Genomic DNA, 19,955 nt, shown 5'->3' on the forward strand with positions numbered 1-19,955 from the left:
AGTATATGTTGGGGAGCCCATAGTGGGGGTACCCACATCGGTGGACACCGTTATATGTTTGAGCGATGATTCGTTGGGGTTACTTTCACAAGAGTCATCAGTAGGGTGGTACCACGGATTTGCATTCGTCCCTTCGGGGAGCGGGTGCTTTTTTTATTGAGAGGAGAAATACAATGTCTAATGAAGTGGATTATGGTAAGACCTTGCACTTGCCTGAAACAGAATTTCCTATGCGCGGCAATTTGCCAAAGCGCGAACCAGAATTTATCAAATTTTGGGAAGATAATAAAATTTATGAAAAACGCTTAGCGAAAAATAAAGGTAAAAAATCTTTCATCTTACACGATGGCCCTCCCTATGCGAATGGTAAATTGCACATCGGTCATGCTTTGAACAAAACATTAAAAGACATTGTGATGAAATATAAAACAATGCAAGGCCATTACACACCATATATTCCTGGTTGGGATACACATGGTCTTCCTATCGAGCATGCGGTTATCAAAAACACTGGCTTGAATCGTCATGAAATGAGTCCATTGGATCTTCGCAATAAATGTCGTGAATACGCATTGAATTGTGTGGAAGAACAAAAACAAGACTTCATTCGTTTCGGTGTGCTTGGTGAATGGGATCGTCCTTATTTAACATTGCGCCCTGAGTTCGAAGTGAAACAAATCGGCGTGTTTGGTGAAATGGCGAAACGTGGCTACATCTACAAAGGTTTGAAAACTGTATACTGGTGTACGCATTGTGAAACTGCTTTAGCAGAAGCGGAAATTGAATATGCTGAGAAAAAATCTTTCTCCATCTATGTTAAATTTGCTTATGTAAACGGTGCTGAAAGTACATTGCCAGCAGGTTTTGATACAAGTAAATTGTTCTCCGTCATCTGGACAACAACGCCTTGGACAATGCCTGCCAACCAAGCAATCTCTGTGAACCCAGAATTAGATTACTCTTGGGTGAAAATCGGCGATGAAGCATGGTTATTAGCAAACGGATTAATCGAAACAGCTACCAAAGAAATGGGTGTAGAGTCCTATGAAGTGTTGAACACGTTCAAAGGTAGTGAATTAGAATTAGCGAACTTTAAACATCCATTTGCTGATCGTCATGCGCCTATCTTGTTGGGTTCTCACGTTACATTAGACGCTGGTACAGGTTGCGTACATACGGCTCCTGCTCACGGTGAAGATGACTTTAATGTTGTAAAAGTTTACAAAGATGCTGGTAAAATCGATTTTGACATTTTATCCTTAGTAGATGCTACTGGTCGTTATATTGCCAAAGTAGATGAACCTCGTTATGGTGATACAGAGCAACCACTAGCAGGTGTTGAAATCCATGATGCAGAAGTGCCAGTGATCAAAATCTTGGCTCATAACGGTGCGTTGGTACAAAAAGGCAATATTCGTCACCAATATGCCCATTGCTGGCGTTGTAAAAACCCTGTTATCTATCGTGCTACAGAACAATGGTTCTCTTCCGTGGATGGCTACCGTCAAGAAGCATTGAAAGCCATCGACGAACAAGTACAATGGATTCCTAAATGGGGTCATGACCGTATTTATAACATGATCGCAGATCGTGGGGACTGGGTTATCTCTCGTCAACGTGCATGGGGTGTGCCAATTCCTATCTACTATTGCGACCATTGTGGAGAACACATCATCAATGATGATACTATCTCTTCCTTACAAGAATGGTTTGCCAAAGAAGGCTCCAATGCTTGGTGGGCTCATGAAGCAAAAGAATTATTGCCAGCAGGATTCACATGTCCATCTTGCGGACATGATTCTTTCCATAAAGAAACAGATATCATGGACGTATGGTTCGACAGCGGTAGCTCTTGGTCTGGCGTATTGGAACAAAATGAAATGGAAGTACCTTGCGCTATGTACTTAGAAGGTTCCGACCAACATCGTGGTTGGTTCAACTCTTCCTTGTTAACAGGTATCGCTACACGTGGTCATGCACCATACAATGCCGTATTGACTCACGGTTTCGTAGTGGACGGGGAAGGTCGTAAAATGTCTAAATCTGTAGGTAATACAGTGGCTCCTTCCGACATCATCGATGTACACGGTGCTGATGTAATGCGTTTATGGGTATCCTCTGCAGATTACCAAGCAGACGTACGTTTGTCCAAAGATATCGTAAAACAATTGGCGGAAGTATATCGTAAAATCCGTAACACATTCCGTTTCTTGTTGGGTAACTTAGATAACTTTAACCCTAACACAGATAAAGTGGCTTATAAAGATTTGACGGAGTTAGATCGTTGGGCATTGCATCGTTTAGAAGAAGTTCGTCAAAAAGTAACGAATGCTTATGAAAACTATGAATTCCACATCTTGTATCATACAATCCATAACTTCTGTACCGTTGATTTATCTTCTTTCTACTTAGACGTGTTGAAAGATACTATGTACGCAGAGAAAGAAAATAACGTAGCTCGTCGTAGTGCGCAAACTGCAATCTATGAAATTTTGACAACATTGGTTAAAATGGTGTCTCCAGTTCTTTCTTTCACAGCCGAAGAAGTATGGCAATACATGCCAAAAGAAGACGGCATGGAAGAAAGCGTGATGTTAGCAGATTGGCCACAAGGTCATGCAGAGCATGTGGATGCAGAATTGTCTGCTCGTTGGGCGACGATGTTAGACCTTCGTAGTGAAATGACAAAAGCCTTAGAAGGGGCTCGTCGTGATAAAGCTATCGGTCACTCCTTGGATGCATCCATCACTGTCTATGCAGATGGCGATGCATACCAAGCATTGACTGGATTCGGCGCTTCCTTAGCTAGCTTGTTGATCGTGTCTGAAGCACATGTAGTGGAAGGCCGTGACAATGCACCAGCCAATGCAGTAACAGTAGAAGACGGAGCATTATCCATCGTGGTAACTCCTTCTGAGTTAGAAAAATGCGAACGTTGTTGGATTCACCGCGACACAGTTGGTCAAGATACAAATCATCCAACATTATGTGCTCGTTGCGCTGATGTAGTCAAAGGATAATAATAGTATAAGTAGTCAAAGGTTTAGTGCTATCAATTTAGGTAAGGCAAGGAAGTATATCATTTCCTTGCCTACTTTATAACAAAGGAGATGCCTTATGAACGTATTGATTGTGATAGACATGCAACATGATTTTATTGATGGAACATTAGGTTCATCGCAGGCGCAGGCCATCGTACCGGCGGTACGTGAAAAAATCCGCAATTTTACTGGTCTCATTGTGTTCACTCGTGATACCCACGATGGCGGTTATCTTGAAAGCCAAGAGGGCAAACATTTGCCGGTGGAACATTGTGCCCGTGGTACCAAAGGCTGGGAGATTGCCGATGATCTGTTGGAAGTGGCTCGTGAACGAGGTCAACGTGTAGATGTACTAGATAAACCTAACTTTGGGTCCTTGGATTTATTGTCCCACCTTAAGGCGATGCATGAAGAGGAAGCCGTAAAAACGATTACAATGGTGGGCCTATGTACGGACATTTGCGTCGTATCGAATGCATTAATTTTGAAAGCTGGCTTGCCTGAGATCCCACTTCATGTGGATTCTAAATGTTGTGCTGGGGTGACCCAAGAATCCCATGAGGCAGCACTATTGACGATGAAGATGTGTCAGTGTATTGTGGAAGAATAATATATATGCTAGCATAACGTAGAAGAATACAATAGATAGAGGAATGCTGATGAGTGGGCATTCCTCTTTTGTATGTATGCATAATAGGTCTAGCAGAGCTGTATGCAGTTGTACTCTATATATTGACAATGGTACATGTGATATATGATAATAAAAACAATAGTACAATATATATATCAATGCTAAATATATATTAATCTAAAACTTGGAGTTACATATGATACAGTTGGAGCAAGGAGAAGAAGTATGAGAAAACGCAGTATGATGACAATGGGGGCGCTATTAGCAGCGTATGCCCTGACGACGAGTGTGAGTTATGGGGCACTACAAAACCAAACGAGTTATACCGCTGAGGAAACAGTAGCTGGGGGAACAGATACTTTCATTAAAGATGGCGTAGGCGTAACAGGTGGTCATTTGACTATTACAGGGGCAGAAAACTTAGACCTTACAATGGATAATACATCTGATGAAAGTTTAGGAATTAATGTGATCAATGGAAAATTAACAGCCGATGATCTTACGATCACTGTTAAGCCAGGTGACACCGCTGTTAACAATCGTCCAAAAGGCATGATCGTGCGCGGTAGCTCTACGGCGGATATTAAAAATTTGAACGTAACCGTGACGAAGTCCAACCGTAATCCAAATACAGGTAATAGTCCAGATAGTGACGCTGCCTATGGTGTGGCAGTAGGCTATAATTGGAAAGGTGAAGGGGACAAAACTGATTTCACAGTGAACAATGCCACTATTAAGGTGAATAATACAGCAGATTCTGTAAAAGGTCATTATACGAATGGGTTAAGTATAGAACGTAGAATTTTTTTCATGAATGTAAAAGCACAAGGTGATTTCCTTAATGGATATCAAATGTCTGGTATTAAAATCTATCGTTCTAATGGGGCCGTTCCTAAATTTCACGCCACAGGTGATGTGAATGTGACGGTAGATGATGTAAGTGCAGATAAAGTAGCGGATTACAATGTAGGCCTTTACATTTCTGGCGATGATGCATCGGCTGTATTCGATGGCAATACTAATATTAAGGTAACAGCAACAGGTATTAACTCTGCTGGGATTAAAATCGGTAAACCAAAAGATTCTGGTACAGAAGGAAATGCTACCGTCACAGTAAATGGTAAGCTAGATTTGGATACAACAGGCGTTGATGGCACCTATTTGTTTAAAACTGATGCAGAAGAAAAACTACATCGAGGATCTGGGGCAGTCCGTCTATTTGAAAAAGGATCCAAGCTGCTCGTAACTGGTCAAAATACAAAAGAAGCATCGACTATTAAAGCTAGTACGAATGGTGTAGTATTTGATACCATTGATTATGAAAATTTAGCTAATGTGAATGTGACAATCCTTGGTGATAATAAGGAAATGTTAACTCGTGGTGCAGACAATGAAAATGGTGTAGTCAACCTAACCAACACAAAAGTGAGCACTACTAGTGAAGTAGATGATTTAATCTTAGCCAATGCTCGTCATAAGGCAGAAGGTGAAGTGTATGCTCTTGCGAAAAGTGCAGAAGGATTTGGCGTGCGTGGTGTTCGTGGTAGAATTGAAGGATTCTTCCAAACAGGGGCGTTCAACGTCAAAAATGCCAAATTCAACCTAACTGGCGAATTATCTGAAGCCACAGCAGCGAAAAAAGGTTGGGCTATTCGCGCTAAATCTGAAAATGCTGAGGCCACTGTAGAAACAGACCGAGCTACGTCTGAATTAACAGCAACGATTGCAGATAAAGCTGTCCTTACAGGTTTAATCCATGCCGATAAAGAATCTACGTTACATATGACAGTCGATAAAGAAGCGGCTTGGAAATTAGCGAAGAAAGAAGATTTGACAGGGGCGCAAGAGTCTACAGCTACTACAGTGACATTGTCTAATGGTGGTATTCTTGATGCGGGTACGAACTTAACAGATGATGCGAAAGCAGAATATACGGTGACAACTGTACAAAAAGATGGTACTACTGCTTCTGATTTCAAAAATGAAGGCGGTATCATTACGACAGTTAACAAATCTTATGCAGATGTATTGACATTGAATGGCAATTATACAGGTAAAGATGGCCGTATCAAAATGAACACGAAATGGGATTCTCCTGGTGATGAAGAAGGGGCTAACTCCGTATCCGATTTAGTGCATATTACAGGCACTGCGACAGGCTCTACCACAGTAGTACCTGTAGCAGCAGATGGCACAGAAGCTGTGATCGATGGGTCCATTGGTTCCATTGCAGCAGACTTAACGAAAAATACAGTACCAGTGGTTCGTGCTGATGTAGAATCCAGCGAAGAAGGGGCTTTCACAGGGGTGGCTAAAACAACTGGTGCTGGTGAACTAAAATTAGCGCATCGTGTGAAAGACGGCAAACATGAATGGTTCTGGACATTGACAGGTCTTAACAAGACGCCTAACTTAGATAAACGTACGCCTGGATATGTACAAATGCCAGATGTAGACTCTCGGATGATAGGCCAAATTTTACGTACTTTACATGAACGCCGTAGTGAAAACCCACGTGTATTGCATGAACAACGTCATATGGAATCGTACCCAATGAGCCGTGTCATGTATGCCCATCATGAAGAGGGTGATGACCATCCATTCTGGGCGAAAGTGTTGAAAGATTATGGTCGTCATAATGAGGAACGTTTTGGTTACACATTACAAACCCATGGAGTGCAACTAGGCCGTGATTGGAATGTGAAAACAAAAGAAGACGGTTCTACAAGTGTCAATAGCGGATATGTAGCGTACCAATATGGTCATGCAAACTTCCGAGATAATTTCAATACAGATGACCAAGGTAAGGCAGCTACAGATTTGCGCACAGGTTTAGGTAAAGTTCGTAATTTCTCAGTTGGTCTTACACGGACTAAATATAATAAACATGAAGAGTACATGGATGTGGTAGGACAGTTCAGTTGGCTTCGCAATGCTTACGAAGCGGTAGGTCATGACAACGAGAAACAATCTGGTTGGGGATTTGCAGGCTCTATTGAATTTGGTCATCCTTACATCAATCGTGAAAATGAACGCAGACGCATTATCGTTGAGCCACAAGGTCAATTGGTATATACTTATATAAATTTACATGGCATTCAAGGTACAGATAAAGTAGTTTCCTATGGAGGCCGTAGTAATGCTGTGGGACGATTAGGTCTTCGTATCTCTCGTGATAATTACAATGCGGAAGGGATTGCTACACGTACCATCTACGGAGTAGCCAATGTATGGAGAAGCTTCAGAAAAGGACAAGAGGTTCATATTGGAGAAGATATATTCCGTGGCAATTATGCTAGCACGATTGGTGAACTAGGACTAGGCGCGCAGTGGCGTAAAAATGATCGCGTTTATTTCTATGCCGATCTTCGTTTTGAAAGAAATTTAGGCGGCTCCTATTATAAAGGGTACCGTGGCAATGTGAGTGTGAAATACATTTGGTAATTGTATAGTCGAATAGCAAGCCTTGTAGTATACTAAGACTAGGAGGCTTGCCTATGTACTTTCATATTAAGGACACCTGTGTATGTTGTGCTGGCTGTGCCATGGATTGTCCGGTGCAGGCTATCACGCGCAAAGGTGATCGCTATGTTATCCATCAGGACATGTGCATTCACTGTGGTGATTGTTATGCCATATGCCCAGTAGGGGCTGTGCAGATGATAAAGGAAAAGGACTTGGATACCGATGCGTAATGCATTTGTGATCTAAGTCCTTTTTTAGTCTTGACAAATAGATATAAGAAGATTATAATGTTTAATTGCAAAAAAGTAACTATAACATTGAATTGATGAAGGAATATATCCAAGGTTGTGCTGAAATGAGGAAAGCAAGGTTCACAAGAAAAAATTAAGAGCCTTGCTTATTTTGTCATTGGTTAGCAGGAAAACTGAGACCTGGAATCGTCTGCAGTCATACCGTTATAGAATATGTAAGCCAATTTTTATGAGGGGTGAAAAGAACATGTTCAAACCTGAGCAGGTGGGTAAGCGTACTCGATATACCTACGCTAAGATCAACGAAGTTCTCGAAATGCCACATTTGTTAGACGTGCAACGCAAGTCTTATGAGTGGTTTTTAGAGAGCGGTTTACAAGATATTTTTAACGATATTTCTCCGATTAAAGACAATTCGGGAAAGCTAGCTCTTTCCTTTGAGGGATTCAGCCTTGGAGAACCGAAGTACGACATTAACGAATGCAAAAATCGTGATGCAACCTATGCAGCACCATTGCGCGTCAATGTTCGTCTCGTTAACAATGATCCAGAAAATCCAGATATTAAAGAACAAGAAGTATTCATGGGCGACTTCCCATTGATGACAGATACAGGCACGTTCATCATCAATGGTGCGGAACGTGTTATCGTATCCCAATTAGTTCGTTCCCCAGGTGTGTACTACGGTGGTAGCATCGATACTATGGGTAACCGTTTGTATGACTCCACAGTGATTCCAAACCGTGGTGCTTGGATTGAGTTAGAAAAAGATGCAAACGATATCGTGTCCGTACGTATCGATCGTAACCGTAAATTACCAGCTACAGTACTAGTGCGTGCATTAGGTTGGGAAACTAACGATTCCATCTTAGAATTATTCTGGAATGGACAAGTGGACGAAAATGGTCATCCAGAATACGATGAACGTTTACTTCGTACATTAGAAAAAGACAGCACACAATCCGCTGATGAAGCTTTGGTAGAAATCTATAAAAAACTTCGTCCAGGCGAACCACCAACTGTGGAAAGTGCTCGTAACTTATTCGATAACTTATTCTTTGACCCTCGTCGCTATGATTTAGCTCGCGTAGGTCGCTATAAATTAAATAAAAAATTAGGTTGGCGTCAACGCATGTTTGGTCAAACTTTGGCAGAACCAATCGTAGACGAAAATGGCGAAATCATCGTAGAATCCGGTACATATGTGAACGAAGAAGTTCTTGAAGTAGTGGCTAATAGCGGTGTATACAGCGGCGATGTAGTACCTGAGTTCTTCGTAGTGAATACAGAAGGTACTGTAGTGAAAGTCATCTGTAATAACAGCAATTTGCCGTTCAGCCATCGCACTGTGACTCGTGAAGATATGATTGCTAACGTAAGTTACATGATGAACTTGATTGAAAACATTGGCCAAACTGATGATATCGACCATTTGGGTAACCGTCGTCTTCGTTGCGTAGGCGAATTGTTACAAAATCAATTCCGTATCGGCTTAACTCGTATGGAACGTGTAGTCAAAGAACGTATGACAATCCAAGACATTTCTGTCATCACTCCACAAGCATTATTGAATATCCGTCCAGTTGTGGCAGCGATCAAAGAATTCTTTGGTTCTTCTCAGTTGTCTCAGTTCATGGACCAAACTAACCCATTGGGCGAATTGACACATAAACGTCGTCTATCCGCGTTAGGACCTGGTGGTTTATCTCGTGAGCGTGCGGGCTTCGAAGTTCGTGACGTGCATCATTCTCACTATGGCCGTATGTGTCCAATCGAAACTCCAGAGGGTCCAAACATTGGTTTGATCAACTCCTTGTCTAATTATGCGAAAGTCAATGAATTCGGTTTCATCGAAGCACCATACCGTAAAATTGAAAAAGTATATGGTACCGGCGAAGATGCAAACAAAGTGTTGAAAGTTCGTGTTACAGACCAAGTTGTATATATGACAGCTGATGAAGAAGAAGGCATGACAATTGCCCAAGCGAACTCTCGTATCGATGAAGAGGGTTACTTCGTATCTGAGAACATTGCATGTCGTCGTGGTCATGATGTATTAGAAGTATCTCCAGATAAAGTAGACTACATGGACGTAAGTCCAAAAGAAGTAGTATCCATCGGTACTGCTATGATTCCATTCTTAGAAAATGACGATGCAAACCGTGCCTTGATGGGTGCGAACATGCAGCGTCAAGCGGTGCCTTTACTTCGTGCACAAGCACCTTTAGTAGGTACAGGTATGGAATACAAAGCGGCAACAGACTCCGGCGTTTGCGTATTAGCAAAAGAAGCGGGTATTGTGACACGTTGTTGGGGTAATGAAGTTCATGTACAACGTGATAATGGTCGTGTAGACGTATATAAAATGAACAAATTCATGCGTTCCAACCAATCTACATGCTTTAACCAAAAACCAATCGTATATCGTGGCCAATCCGTTGTGAAAGGTCAAGTATTGGCAGATGGTCCAGCTACAGATGGGGGCGAATTAGCATTAGGCTTCAACGTGTTGGTAGCATTCATGCCTTGGGAAGGTTACAACTACGAGGATGCGATTTTATTAAGTGAAGAACTTTGTAAAGAAGATATCTACACATCCATCCACATCGAAGAGTACGAATGTGATGCTCGTGACACTAAATTAGGGGCTGAAGAAATCACTCGTGAATTGCCAAATACTGGTGATGATAACCTTAAAAACTTGGATGAAAACGGTATCATCTGCATCGGTGCAGAAGTTAAACCAGGCGACATCCTAGTTGGTAAAGTAACTCCTAAAGGAGAAACTGAATTAACTCCAGAAGAACGCTTATTGCGTGCGATTTTCGGCGATAAAGAACGTGAAGTTCGCGATACTTCCTTGCGTGTACCACATGGTGAAGCAGGTAAAATTGTAGACGTTAAAATCTTCACTCGTGAAAATGGTGATGAATTACAACCAGGTGTTAATAAAGTCGTTCGTGTATATATTGCACAAAAACGTAAAATCCATGAAGGCGATAAAATGGCGGGTCGTCATGGTAACAAAGGTGTCGTTTCTCGTGTTATGCGTCAAGAAGATATGCCGTTCTTACCAGATGGCACACCAGTACAAATCGTGTTGAACCCATTAGGCGTACCGTCTCGTATGAATATCGGACAGGTATTAGAAACACATTTAGGTTGGGCAGTACAAGGTTTGGGTATGCAAATTAAAGCAACAGACCTAAAAATCAAAGAAGTACTAAAAGAAGCTAAATTAAATGGTACCTACTGGGATGGTATCGACGGTATCAAAGATATCTATGCAGAAATTGAAAGTCTAGAACAATCCATTGCAGATCCTATGATTGCGAACTATTTGGAAACCGATAAACAAATCGACAGTCAAAAAGTAGTGGCATTAGATAAAATTTTACATCGAGCACAAGATAAATTTGAAGAATTGGGCGGACAAACTCGTTATGACTTCTTATTGGCAGAAGAAAAACGCATCTATGAATTAGGTATTGAAACATTTGATGATGTAGAAGCAGAACGTCCAGAAATGGAACCAGCCTTAGAAGAAGAATTGCACACACTTCGTCGTGTGGTTACTGTAATTGAAACGATTCACCATGTTCGAGAAAAACGCAGTCACTTACGCACTGAGTTGGAAAAATATGGTTATGACTATGACACATATGGTATGCCAAAACCTGATGTGGCTGGTATTCATATTGCAACACCGGTATTTGATGGCGCTCATGAAAGTGACGTATTCGATACACTTAGCATAGCTGGTCGTGATGATGATGGTAAAACTGTATTGTACGATGGCCGTACAGGCGAAAGAATGGATAACAAAGTTACTGTTGGTTACGTATATATGTTGAAACTTCACCATCTAGTAGATGATAAAATCCATGCTCGTTCTACAGGTCCGTACTCCCTTGTTACACAACAACCATTGGGTGGTAAAGCTCAATTCGGTGGACAACGTTTCGGTGAGATGGAAGTGTGGGCTCTTGAAGCGTATGGCGCAGCCTATACACTACAAGAGTTGTTAACTGTAAAATCTGACGATGTTGTAGGCCGTGTAAAAGCGTACGAAAAAATCGTAAAAGGTGAAAATATTCCTGAACCAGGCGTACCTGAATCTTTCAAAGTATTGTTGAAAGAATTACAAAGTATCGGCCTTGACGTGAAAATCTTGAATGAAGATCAAGAAGAAGTTCTCATCAAAGAATTAGATGAAGATGATGTACCACGTCATGATGATATTCGTGAAGTGATGGAAGAAGGCACTACAGAGGCGACTACAGAAGGAGAAGCTTCCACAGTAGAAGGCACACCTGACGGATATATTGTAGAAGAAGAGCCTGTCACAGCAGGTGAAGAAGACGATATTATCAGCCAAATTAGCGGCTATGTAGAATCTTCTGATAATGAGTAATACCACTATCTCGTAAAGGAGGGAGCATACAGTGCTAGACGTAAATGAATTTGATTCCATGCGAATCGGTTTAGCTTCGCCACAACAAATTTTGGAGTGGTCTCATGGAGAAGTTAAAAAACCTGAAACAATTAACTACCGCACCTTAAAACCAGAGCGAGATGGTTTATTCTGTGAGCGCATTTTCGGACCAACAAAGGACTGGGAATGTCATTGTGGAAAATATAAACGCATCCGTTATAAAGGTGTTGTCTGTGATAAATGTGGTGTAGAAGTGACTCGTGCCAAAGTACGTCGTGAACGTATGGGCCATATTGAATTGGCTACACCAGTGTCTCATATTTGGTATTTCAAGGGCATCCCATCTCGTATGGGATTGATCCTTGACATATCCCCTCGTTCCTTGGAACGTGTATTGTACTTTGCTGCGTACATCGTAGTGGATCCAGGTCAATCTCCATTGTCTAAACAACAATTGTTATTTGAAACTGAATTCCGTGAATATGAAGCTATGTTCAATGATGCGGACTACAAAATCGCGGGTAAAAGTGTCATCATTGAAACGATTGCACAACGTCGTGAACGTTTGCAATTAATTAACTCTGCTAAACATAAAGAAGCTGTGAATGCAGAGCTAGCAGCGAATACTGAAATTCCAGAAGAAGAAAAAGAATACGAAGTATTAACTCGTGAAGAAAAATTAGAGCTTGGTGCCTTAGAAGAAAACACATTCGTGTGTATCGATATGGGCGCAGAAGCGATTAAAGAATTGCTTTGCGAATTAGACTTAGAAGCATTGAACGATGAATTACGTGCTGAGCTAGAAACGGCAACAGGTCAACGTAAGGTACGTGCCGTTCGTCGTTTAGAAGTAGTAGAAGCATTCCGCCAATCTGGCAACCGTCCAGAATGGATGATTATGGATGTAGTGCCAGTTATCCCACCTGAATTGCGTCCAATGGTGCAATTAGATGGTGGTCGATTCGCTACGTCCGACTTGAATGACTTATACCGTCGTGTTATCAATCGTAATAACCGTTTGAAACGTTTATTGGATTTAGGCGCTCCTGATATTATCGTGCGCAACGAAAAACGTATGCTACAAGAAGCTGTAGATGCGTTAATCGACAATGGTCGTCGTGGCCGTCCTGTGACAGGTCCTGGTAACCGTCCATTGAAATCTTTATCCGACATGTTAAAAGGTAAACAAGGTCGTTTCCGTCAAAACTTGTTGGGTAAACGTGTTGACTATTCTGGCCGTTCCGTTATCGTAGTTGGTCCAGAATTGAAAATGCATCAATGCGGTCTTCCAAAAGAGATGGCATTGGAATTGTTCAAACCATTCGTTATGAAACGTTTGGTAGAACGTGGACAAGCAAGCAATATTAAAGCGGCAAAACGTCAAGTAGAACGCATCGGTGCTGGTGTTTGGGAAGCTTTAGAAGAAGTTATCAAAGAACATCCAGTATTACTAAACCGTGCCCCTACGTTGCATAGATTAGGTATCCAAGCCTTCGAACCAATCCTTTGGGAAGGTCGTGCTATCAAATTGCATCCATTAGTATGTACAGCCTTCAACGCCGACTTTGACGGTGACCAAATGGCGTGTCACTTACCATTGTCCGTAGAAGCACAATCGGAAGCACGTACCTTGATGCTTTCATCCCATAACATCTTATCTACAAAAGATGGCAAACCAGTAGCGGTTCCATCTCAGGATATGATCTTGGGTACATACTACTTAACAGTAGTTCGTAAAGGTACAGAAGATAAAGCGAAACGCTTCGCTAACTATGACGAAGTGATGTTGGCATACGATTCCGGTGTCATCGGCTTACAAGACGTGATCTACATTCGTATCGAAGGATACGGTCTAGTTAAAACAACAGCAGGTCGTTTGATTTTCAACGAAGCTTTATATCCAGAAATCCGTCAATTTGTGAAAGAAGAAGACGGCACATGGTCCTTGGGTAAAGTCATGGATAAGAAAATGGTTGGTAAATTGGTAGACCAATGTTTCCAAGCATTCGGTAACGAAAAAACAGCAGAATTGCTTGACCGTATCAAATCCTTGGGTTACTCCTTCGCTCGTCGTGCTGGTATGACAATCGCTATTGCGGATATCAAAGTACCAGAAGTAAAAGCTGGTATCGTAGAAGAAGCAGATACAGAAGTTAATAAAGTATCCCGTCTATATCGTCGTGGTTTAATTACAGAAGAAGAACGTTACCGTAAAACAATCGATCTTTGGAATGAAGCTATCGACAATGTTACAGAAGCCATGATGGATAATATGGCGGCTGACCAAGACGGTTTCAACCCAGTATATATGATGGCGATTTCCGGTGCCCGTGGTAACAAACAACAGATCCGTCAGTTGGCGGGTATGCGTGGTTTGATGGCTGACCCATCTGGTCGTATCATCGACTTGCCAATCAAAGCGAACTTTAAAGAAGGTTTGACCGTATTGGATTACTTTACGTCCTCTCATGGTGCTCGTAAAGGTTTGGCCGATACAGCCCTTCGTACAGCTGACTCCGGTTACTTAACACGTCGTCTTGTTGACGTATCCCAAGACGTAATCGTTCGTGAAGAAGATTGTGACGTAGTAGGTATCGACTTAGCTCGTGAAAGAGCTCGCTTAGCGCGCAATACAAAAGATGCGTTGACATACTTGAAAGATGATTTAATCGGTCGTGTATTGGATCGCGATGTAGTGGACCCTATGACTGGTGAAGTGATTGCTGATGCTGAAAGCATCGTAACAGAAGCAACTATCGAAGCATTAGCAGAATCTCAAGTAAAATCTATCGCATTACGTGGTGCACAATTGGGTAGCGACAGTGATATCAACCATACTAACATCGTTCAAACCATTGCATTAGGTGAAGTGGACGATACGATTCGTACAACATTACGCAACACAATGGTTGAAAATATGTTGGGTAAAGATACTGTGTATCCTGTTATCGATAGTGAAGGTGTAGAAATTTTCCCTGCGCATACAGCATTGACAGAAGAAGGCATCGAAGCTATCTTGAACTCCGATGTAAAAGAAGTTCAAGTTCGCAATAACGAAATTCATGGCATTGAAGTAGAAGCTATTGTGGAAGGTACTGGTGTTATCGAACCATTGAAAGATCGTATCGTGGGACGTACAGCAGCAGAAGAATTAATCAATAAAAAAACTGGTGAAGTCATCGTTCCATTGAATGGTGAAATCACCGATGAATTAGCTGATGAAGTAGTAAAACATTACGACACAGTGAAAATCCGTTCTGTATTGACTTGTCGTTCTCCATATGGCGTATGTATGAAATGTTATGGCCGTGACTTAGGTACTGGTGGACAAGTACAAGTGGGTGAAGCAGTAGGTATTATTGCGGCACAATCCATCGGTGAGCCAGGTACACAGTTAACAATGCGTACATTCCATACAGGCGGTGTTGCCGGTGACGATATCACACAAGGTTTGCCTCGTGTCGAAGAATTGTTTGAAGCACGTCGTCCGAAACGTAATGCTATTATTGCAGAAGTAGAAGGTACTGTACGTGTCGTTCCTAACGATAATAAAAAAGGTACCAATACTATCTTCATTACGACAGCTGAGGGTGAAGAGTTTGATTACTTAATCCCTTATGGATCTCGCATCATTGTGAAAGATGGTGACGTAGTATCTTTAGGTGCGCGTTTAACAGAAGGTTCCATTAACCCTCATGACATTATGCGTGTAATGGGTACAGAAGCAACGCAACGTTACCTAGTATATGAAGTACAAAAAGTATATAAATCTCAAGGTGTAGAAATTAACGATAAACACATCGAGGTTATCGTTCGTCAAATGTTACATAAAGTGAAAATTGAAGATGCTGGGGATGCAGATGTATTACCAGGAGATTCTATCGATGTAAATACATTTGAAGATGAAAACCGTCGTTTACGCTTAAATGGTAAAAAAGAAGCCACTGGTGTTCGTACACTATTGGGTATTACCAAAGCAGCCTTGGCAACAGACAGCTTCTTGTCAGCAGCTTCCTTCCAAGAAACAACACGTGTTCTTACAGAAGCAGCGATCAAAGGTAAAATTGATCCATTACTTGGCTTAAAAGAAAATGTTATCATTGGTAAATTGATACCAGCTGGTACAGGTATGAGCCGTTATCGTAAAATTAAGGTAGTAAAACATACACCTGAATTAGAAGATTTAGTGGTGGATACAGAAGTTGTTAATGCAGATATAGCTAATGAAACTACAGATGTAGAAACAGCAGAATAATATAAGATAGTAAGACGAGCTTAGATAGCGAGTTAAGATTGTCTAACGAAATAACGGATAACAACCTATAAGGGAGTTATCCGTTATTTTTATAAGGAAATATAGAAAATACTATATCAATTTTGCATAGATAAAATACTGAAAGAAAAATATAGTGCATATACATACAAATAAATAGCTAAAATTGTATAAAAACAAACCAAAATATACAGAAAAAATTATTTTTGAACCGCACGGATGCATGTACATATAAAATGCTTTATTATAGCGATTTATAAGGGATAAAATTGTTTGACATGGCATATAAAGAATGGTAAACTAGTAAAGTGCTTAAGGGGTAGTGCGCCCTAAAGTAAGTAACGAATGAGAAGGAGACGCATATGACAATCGATATGCTTTCAAATGCAAATCTCACAATTGGAGCGAAGCAAACGCGCAAAGCCGTGGCTCGCGATGAAGTAGAGTGTGTATTTGTAGGTCTTGATAGCGATGACCGACTTATCTTGCCGATTCTGGAAATTTGTTTAGAGCACAATGTGCCTGTAGATCGAAATCACACGATGGAAGAACTTGGGCATGCTGCTCACATTAAAGTAGGAGCTGCCGCAATCGGCGTGCTTCGCTAGTTTTGGTAATATCCGAACGATATATTATCGAACGGATCAATTATAAATCTAATTGTTTGGAAAGGAGGTGCCCACATGCCAACTATTAACCAGTTAGTACGTAAAGGCCGTAAATCTTTAGTGCGTAAATCTGACTCTCCAGCTTTGAAAGAGTGTCCACAAAAACGTGGTGTTTGTACTCGTGTATACACTGCTACGCCTAAAAAACCGAACTCCGCGCTTCGTAAAGTTGCCCGTGTTCGTTTGACAAACGGTATTGAAGTAACTGCATATATCCCAGGCATTGGTCACAATTTACAAGAACACAGCGTTGTACTTATCAGAGGCGGTCGTGTTAAGGACCTTCCTGGTGTGCGTTATCACATCGTTCGTGGTGCATTGGATACAGCTGGCGTACAAAACCGTATGCAAAGCCGCTCCAAATATGGCGCGAAACGTGCTAAAAAATAATTTAGCATAAGATTAGAGAACACACATCGTTAAAGGAGGAATTGACATGCCAAGAAAAGGCCCTGTTGTGAAACGCGATGTACTACCAGATCCGGTGTACAATAGCAAATTAGTAACACGTTTCATTAACAAAGTAATGTACGATGGCAAAAAAGGCATTGCTGAATCCATCGTATATGATGCATTTGAAATTATTCGTTCCAAAATGGGTCAAGACCCTATGGAAGTTTTTGATCAGGCTTTAAAAAATGTAATGCCTGTATTAGAAGTACGTGCTCGCCGTATCGGTGGTGCTAACTACCAAGTACCGGTTGAAGTTCGTGCTGACCGCCGTTTATCTCTAGGTATTCGCTGGATGGTAAACTATGCTCGTCTTCGTGGTGAACGCACTATGAAAGAACGTTTAGCAGGCGAATTAATGGACGCGTTCAATAATACTGGCGCAGCTATTAAGAAAAAAGAAGATACTCATAAAATGGCAGAAGCTAACAAAGCATTTGCGCATTACAAATGGTAATTAGTTAAGGAGATATACAAGTGGCAAGAGAAGTTTCTTTAGAGAAAACTCGTAATATCGGTATCATGGCTCACATCGATGCTGGTAAAACAACCACAACGGAACGTATCCTTTACTATACTGGTCGAGTTCACAAAATCGGTGAAGTACATGAAGGTGCTGCTACGATGGACTGGATGGAGCAGGAGCAAGAACGTGGTATCACTATCACGTCCGCTGCGACTACTACTCAATGGAAAGGTCATCGCATCAACATTATCGATACTCCTGGTCACGTAGACTTTACAGTAGAAGTAGAACGTTCCCTTCGTGTACTAGACGGCTCCGTAGCTGTATTCAGTGCGAAAGGTGGCGTAGAGCCTCAATCTGAAACAGTATGGCGTCAAGCGGATAAATATGGCGTACCTCGTATCGCTTATGTAAATAAAATGGATACAGTAGGTGCTGACTTCTTCCGCGTAGTTGATATGATGAAAACTCGTTTAGGTGCTAATAGCGTAGCTATCCAAGTGCCTATCGGTTCTGAAGACACTTTCAAAGGTATCATTGACTTGGTAACTATGAAAGCTGAAATCTACATCAGTGATGACGGAAAAGAATACGAAATCACTGAAATTCCTGAAGAATACGCTGATGTTGCAGCAGAGCGTCGTGAAATGTTAGTTGACGCTGTGGCTGAAACTGATGACGAATTGATGGAAAAATACTTGGAAGGTGAAGAAATTTCTGAAGAACAAATTAAAGCAGCTCTTCGTAAAGCTGTGTGTGAAAACACATTGTTCCCAGTTCTTTGCGGTTCTTCCTACAAAAACAAAGGTGTACAAATGTTGCTAGATGCTGTAGTTGACTACATGCCAGCTCCAACAGATGTGCCAGCGATCAAAGGTATCGACCCTAACACTGGTGAAGAGACTACTCGTCCTTCCACAGATGACGGTCCTTTCGCTGCGTTGGCCTTCAAAATCATGGCTGACCCTTATGTTGGTAAATTAGCGTTCTTCCGTGTGTACTCTGGTACATTAGAGTCTGGTTCTTATGTATTCAACTCTACTAAAGGCAAAAAAGAACGTATTGGCCGTATCTTGCAAATGCATGCTAACAGCCGTCAAGAAATCGAACGCGTGTACGCTGGTGACATCGCTGCTGCAGTAGGTCTTAAAGATACTACAACTGGTGATACACTATGTGATGACAAAGCGCAAGTTATTCTTGAATCCATGGAATTCCCAGAACCAGTTATCTCTGTTGCTGTGGAACCAAAAACTAAAGCGGACCAAGAAAAAATGGGTATGGCGTTAGCTCGCTTGGCTGAAGAAGATCCAACTTTCAAAGTTCGTACTGACGAAGAAACTGGACAAACAATCATTTCCGGTATGGGTGAGCTTCACCTTGACATCATCGTTGACCGTATGAACCGTGAGTTCAAGGTTGAATGTAATGTAGGTAAACCTCAAGTAGCGTACCGCGAAACAATTCGTAAAGCAGTTAAATCTGAAGGTAAATTCGTTCGCCAATCTGGTGGTAAAGGTCAATACGGCCATTGCTGGTTGGAAATCATTCCTCAAGAACCAGGTGCTGGTTTCGAATTTGAAAATAAAGTTGTTGGTGGTTCTATTCCTCGTGAATACATTGGACCAGTTGAGAACGGTGTTAAAGAGGCTATGGAATCCGGTGTTATCGCTGGTTATCCAATGGTTGACATCAAAGTTATCGTATTTGACGGTTCCTACCATGATGTTGACTCCTCTGAAATGGCCTTCAAAATTGCAGGTTCCATGGGCTTCAAAGAGGGTGCTCGTAAAGCTGACCCAGCATTACTTGAACCATACATGGCTGTTGAAGTAGAAGTTCCTGAAGAATACATGGGCGACGTAATCGGTGATTTGAACTCCCGTCGTGGCCGTATGGATGGTATGGAAGCTCGCAACGGTTCCCAACATATCAAAGCATATGTTCCATTGAGCGAAATGTTCGGATATGCTACTGACCTTCGTTCCAAAACACAAGGTCGCGGTAACTACTCCATGACATTCGATCATTATGAAGAAGTGCCTAAGAAAATTGCTGAAGAAATTCAAGCTAAGAAAAATGGCTAATCAAAAGTGTATCCAATGGGGCTTTTAGCCCCATAGGATTACTATATATATAGTTTTAATTATCCGGGAGGACAATTCAAAATGGCAAAAGCAAAATTTGAACGTAATAAGCCACACGTTAACATTGGTACTATCGGTCACGTTGACCATGGTAAAACTACTTTAACAGCAGCAATCACTAAAGTTCT

Annotated in this window: 11 protein-coding genes; all 11 read left to right on the forward strand. The window is 41.5% G+C overall.

Annotation, left to right across the window (positions count from 1 at the left end; translation table 11 throughout):
- The first annotated feature begins 185 nt into the window (after positions 1-185).
- Positions 186-3,020: an isoleucine--tRNA ligase gene (gene ileS / locus EO121_RS05905; protein WP_127166754.1), complete on the forward strand. Its 2,835-nt coding sequence runs from the start codon at positions 186-188 to the stop codon at positions 3,018-3,020.
- A 97-nt stretch (positions 3,021-3,117) separates the two neighbouring features.
- Positions 3,118-3,651 (forward strand): cysteine hydrolase family protein, encoded by a 534-nt coding sequence (locus EO121_RS05910; protein ID WP_127166740.1) that lies wholly within the window; start codon positions 3,118-3,120, stop codon positions 3,649-3,651.
- Between the two features lie 246 nt (positions 3,652-3,897).
- The gene (locus EO121_RS05915) at positions 3,898-7,116 is read left to right on the forward strand and encodes an autotransporter outer membrane beta-barrel domain-containing protein (protein WP_206168548.1); all 3,219 of its coding nucleotides are present in this window, start codon (positions 3,898-3,900) and stop codon (positions 7,114-7,116) included.
- Positions 7,117-7,169: 53 nt separating this feature from the next.
- Complete coding sequence (locus EO121_RS05920) at positions 7,170-7,367, forward strand: 4Fe-4S dicluster domain-containing protein (RefSeq protein WP_127166742.1); 198 nt, start codon at positions 7,170-7,172, stop codon at positions 7,365-7,367.
- A gap of 268 nt (positions 7,368-7,635) precedes the next feature.
- Positions 7,636-11,802 carry a DNA-directed RNA polymerase subunit beta gene (gene rpoB, locus EO121_RS05925; RefSeq protein WP_127166744.1) on the forward strand — a complete coding sequence of 1,389 codons (4,167 nt, stop codon included), beginning with the start codon at positions 7,636-7,638 and terminating at the stop codon, positions 11,800-11,802.
- Positions 11,803-11,833: 31 nt separating this feature from the next.
- Complete coding sequence (gene rpoC / locus EO121_RS05930) at positions 11,834-16,078, forward strand: DNA-directed RNA polymerase subunit beta' (protein ID WP_127166746.1); 4,245 nt, start codon at positions 11,834-11,836, stop codon at positions 16,076-16,078.
- 380 nt (positions 16,079-16,458) lie between these two features.
- Complete coding sequence (locus EO121_RS05935) at positions 16,459-16,704, forward strand: ribosomal L7Ae/L30e/S12e/Gadd45 family protein (RefSeq protein ID WP_127160718.1); 246 nt, start codon at positions 16,459-16,461, stop codon at positions 16,702-16,704.
- Positions 16,705-16,779: 75 nt separating this feature from the next.
- The gene (rpsL, locus tag EO121_RS05940) at positions 16,780-17,154 is read left to right on the forward strand and encodes a 30S ribosomal protein S12 (RefSeq protein ID WP_126939305.1); all 375 of its coding nucleotides are present in this window, start codon (positions 16,780-16,782) and stop codon (positions 17,152-17,154) included.
- A 46-nt stretch (positions 17,155-17,200) separates the two neighbouring features.
- Positions 17,201-17,671: a 30S ribosomal protein S7 gene (gene rpsG, locus EO121_RS05945; protein WP_009353884.1), complete on the forward strand. Its 471-nt coding sequence runs from the start codon at positions 17,201-17,203 to the stop codon at positions 17,669-17,671.
- Positions 17,672-17,691: 20 nt separating this feature from the next.
- Entirely contained in the window at positions 17,692-19,767 is a 2,076-nt protein-coding gene (fusA, locus tag EO121_RS05950; RefSeq protein ID WP_127166748.1) for an elongation factor G, read from the forward strand.
- An 81-nt stretch (positions 19,768-19,848) separates the two neighbouring features.
- Positions 19,849-19,955: GTP-binding protein (locus tag EO121_RS05955; protein ID WP_149306083.1), on the forward strand; the 107-nt coding region annotated here is incomplete at its 3' end.

It is taken from the genome of Veillonella sp. CHU732 (assembly GCF_003992085.1).
Lineage (GTDB): Bacteria > Bacillota > Negativicutes > Veillonellales > Veillonellaceae > F0422.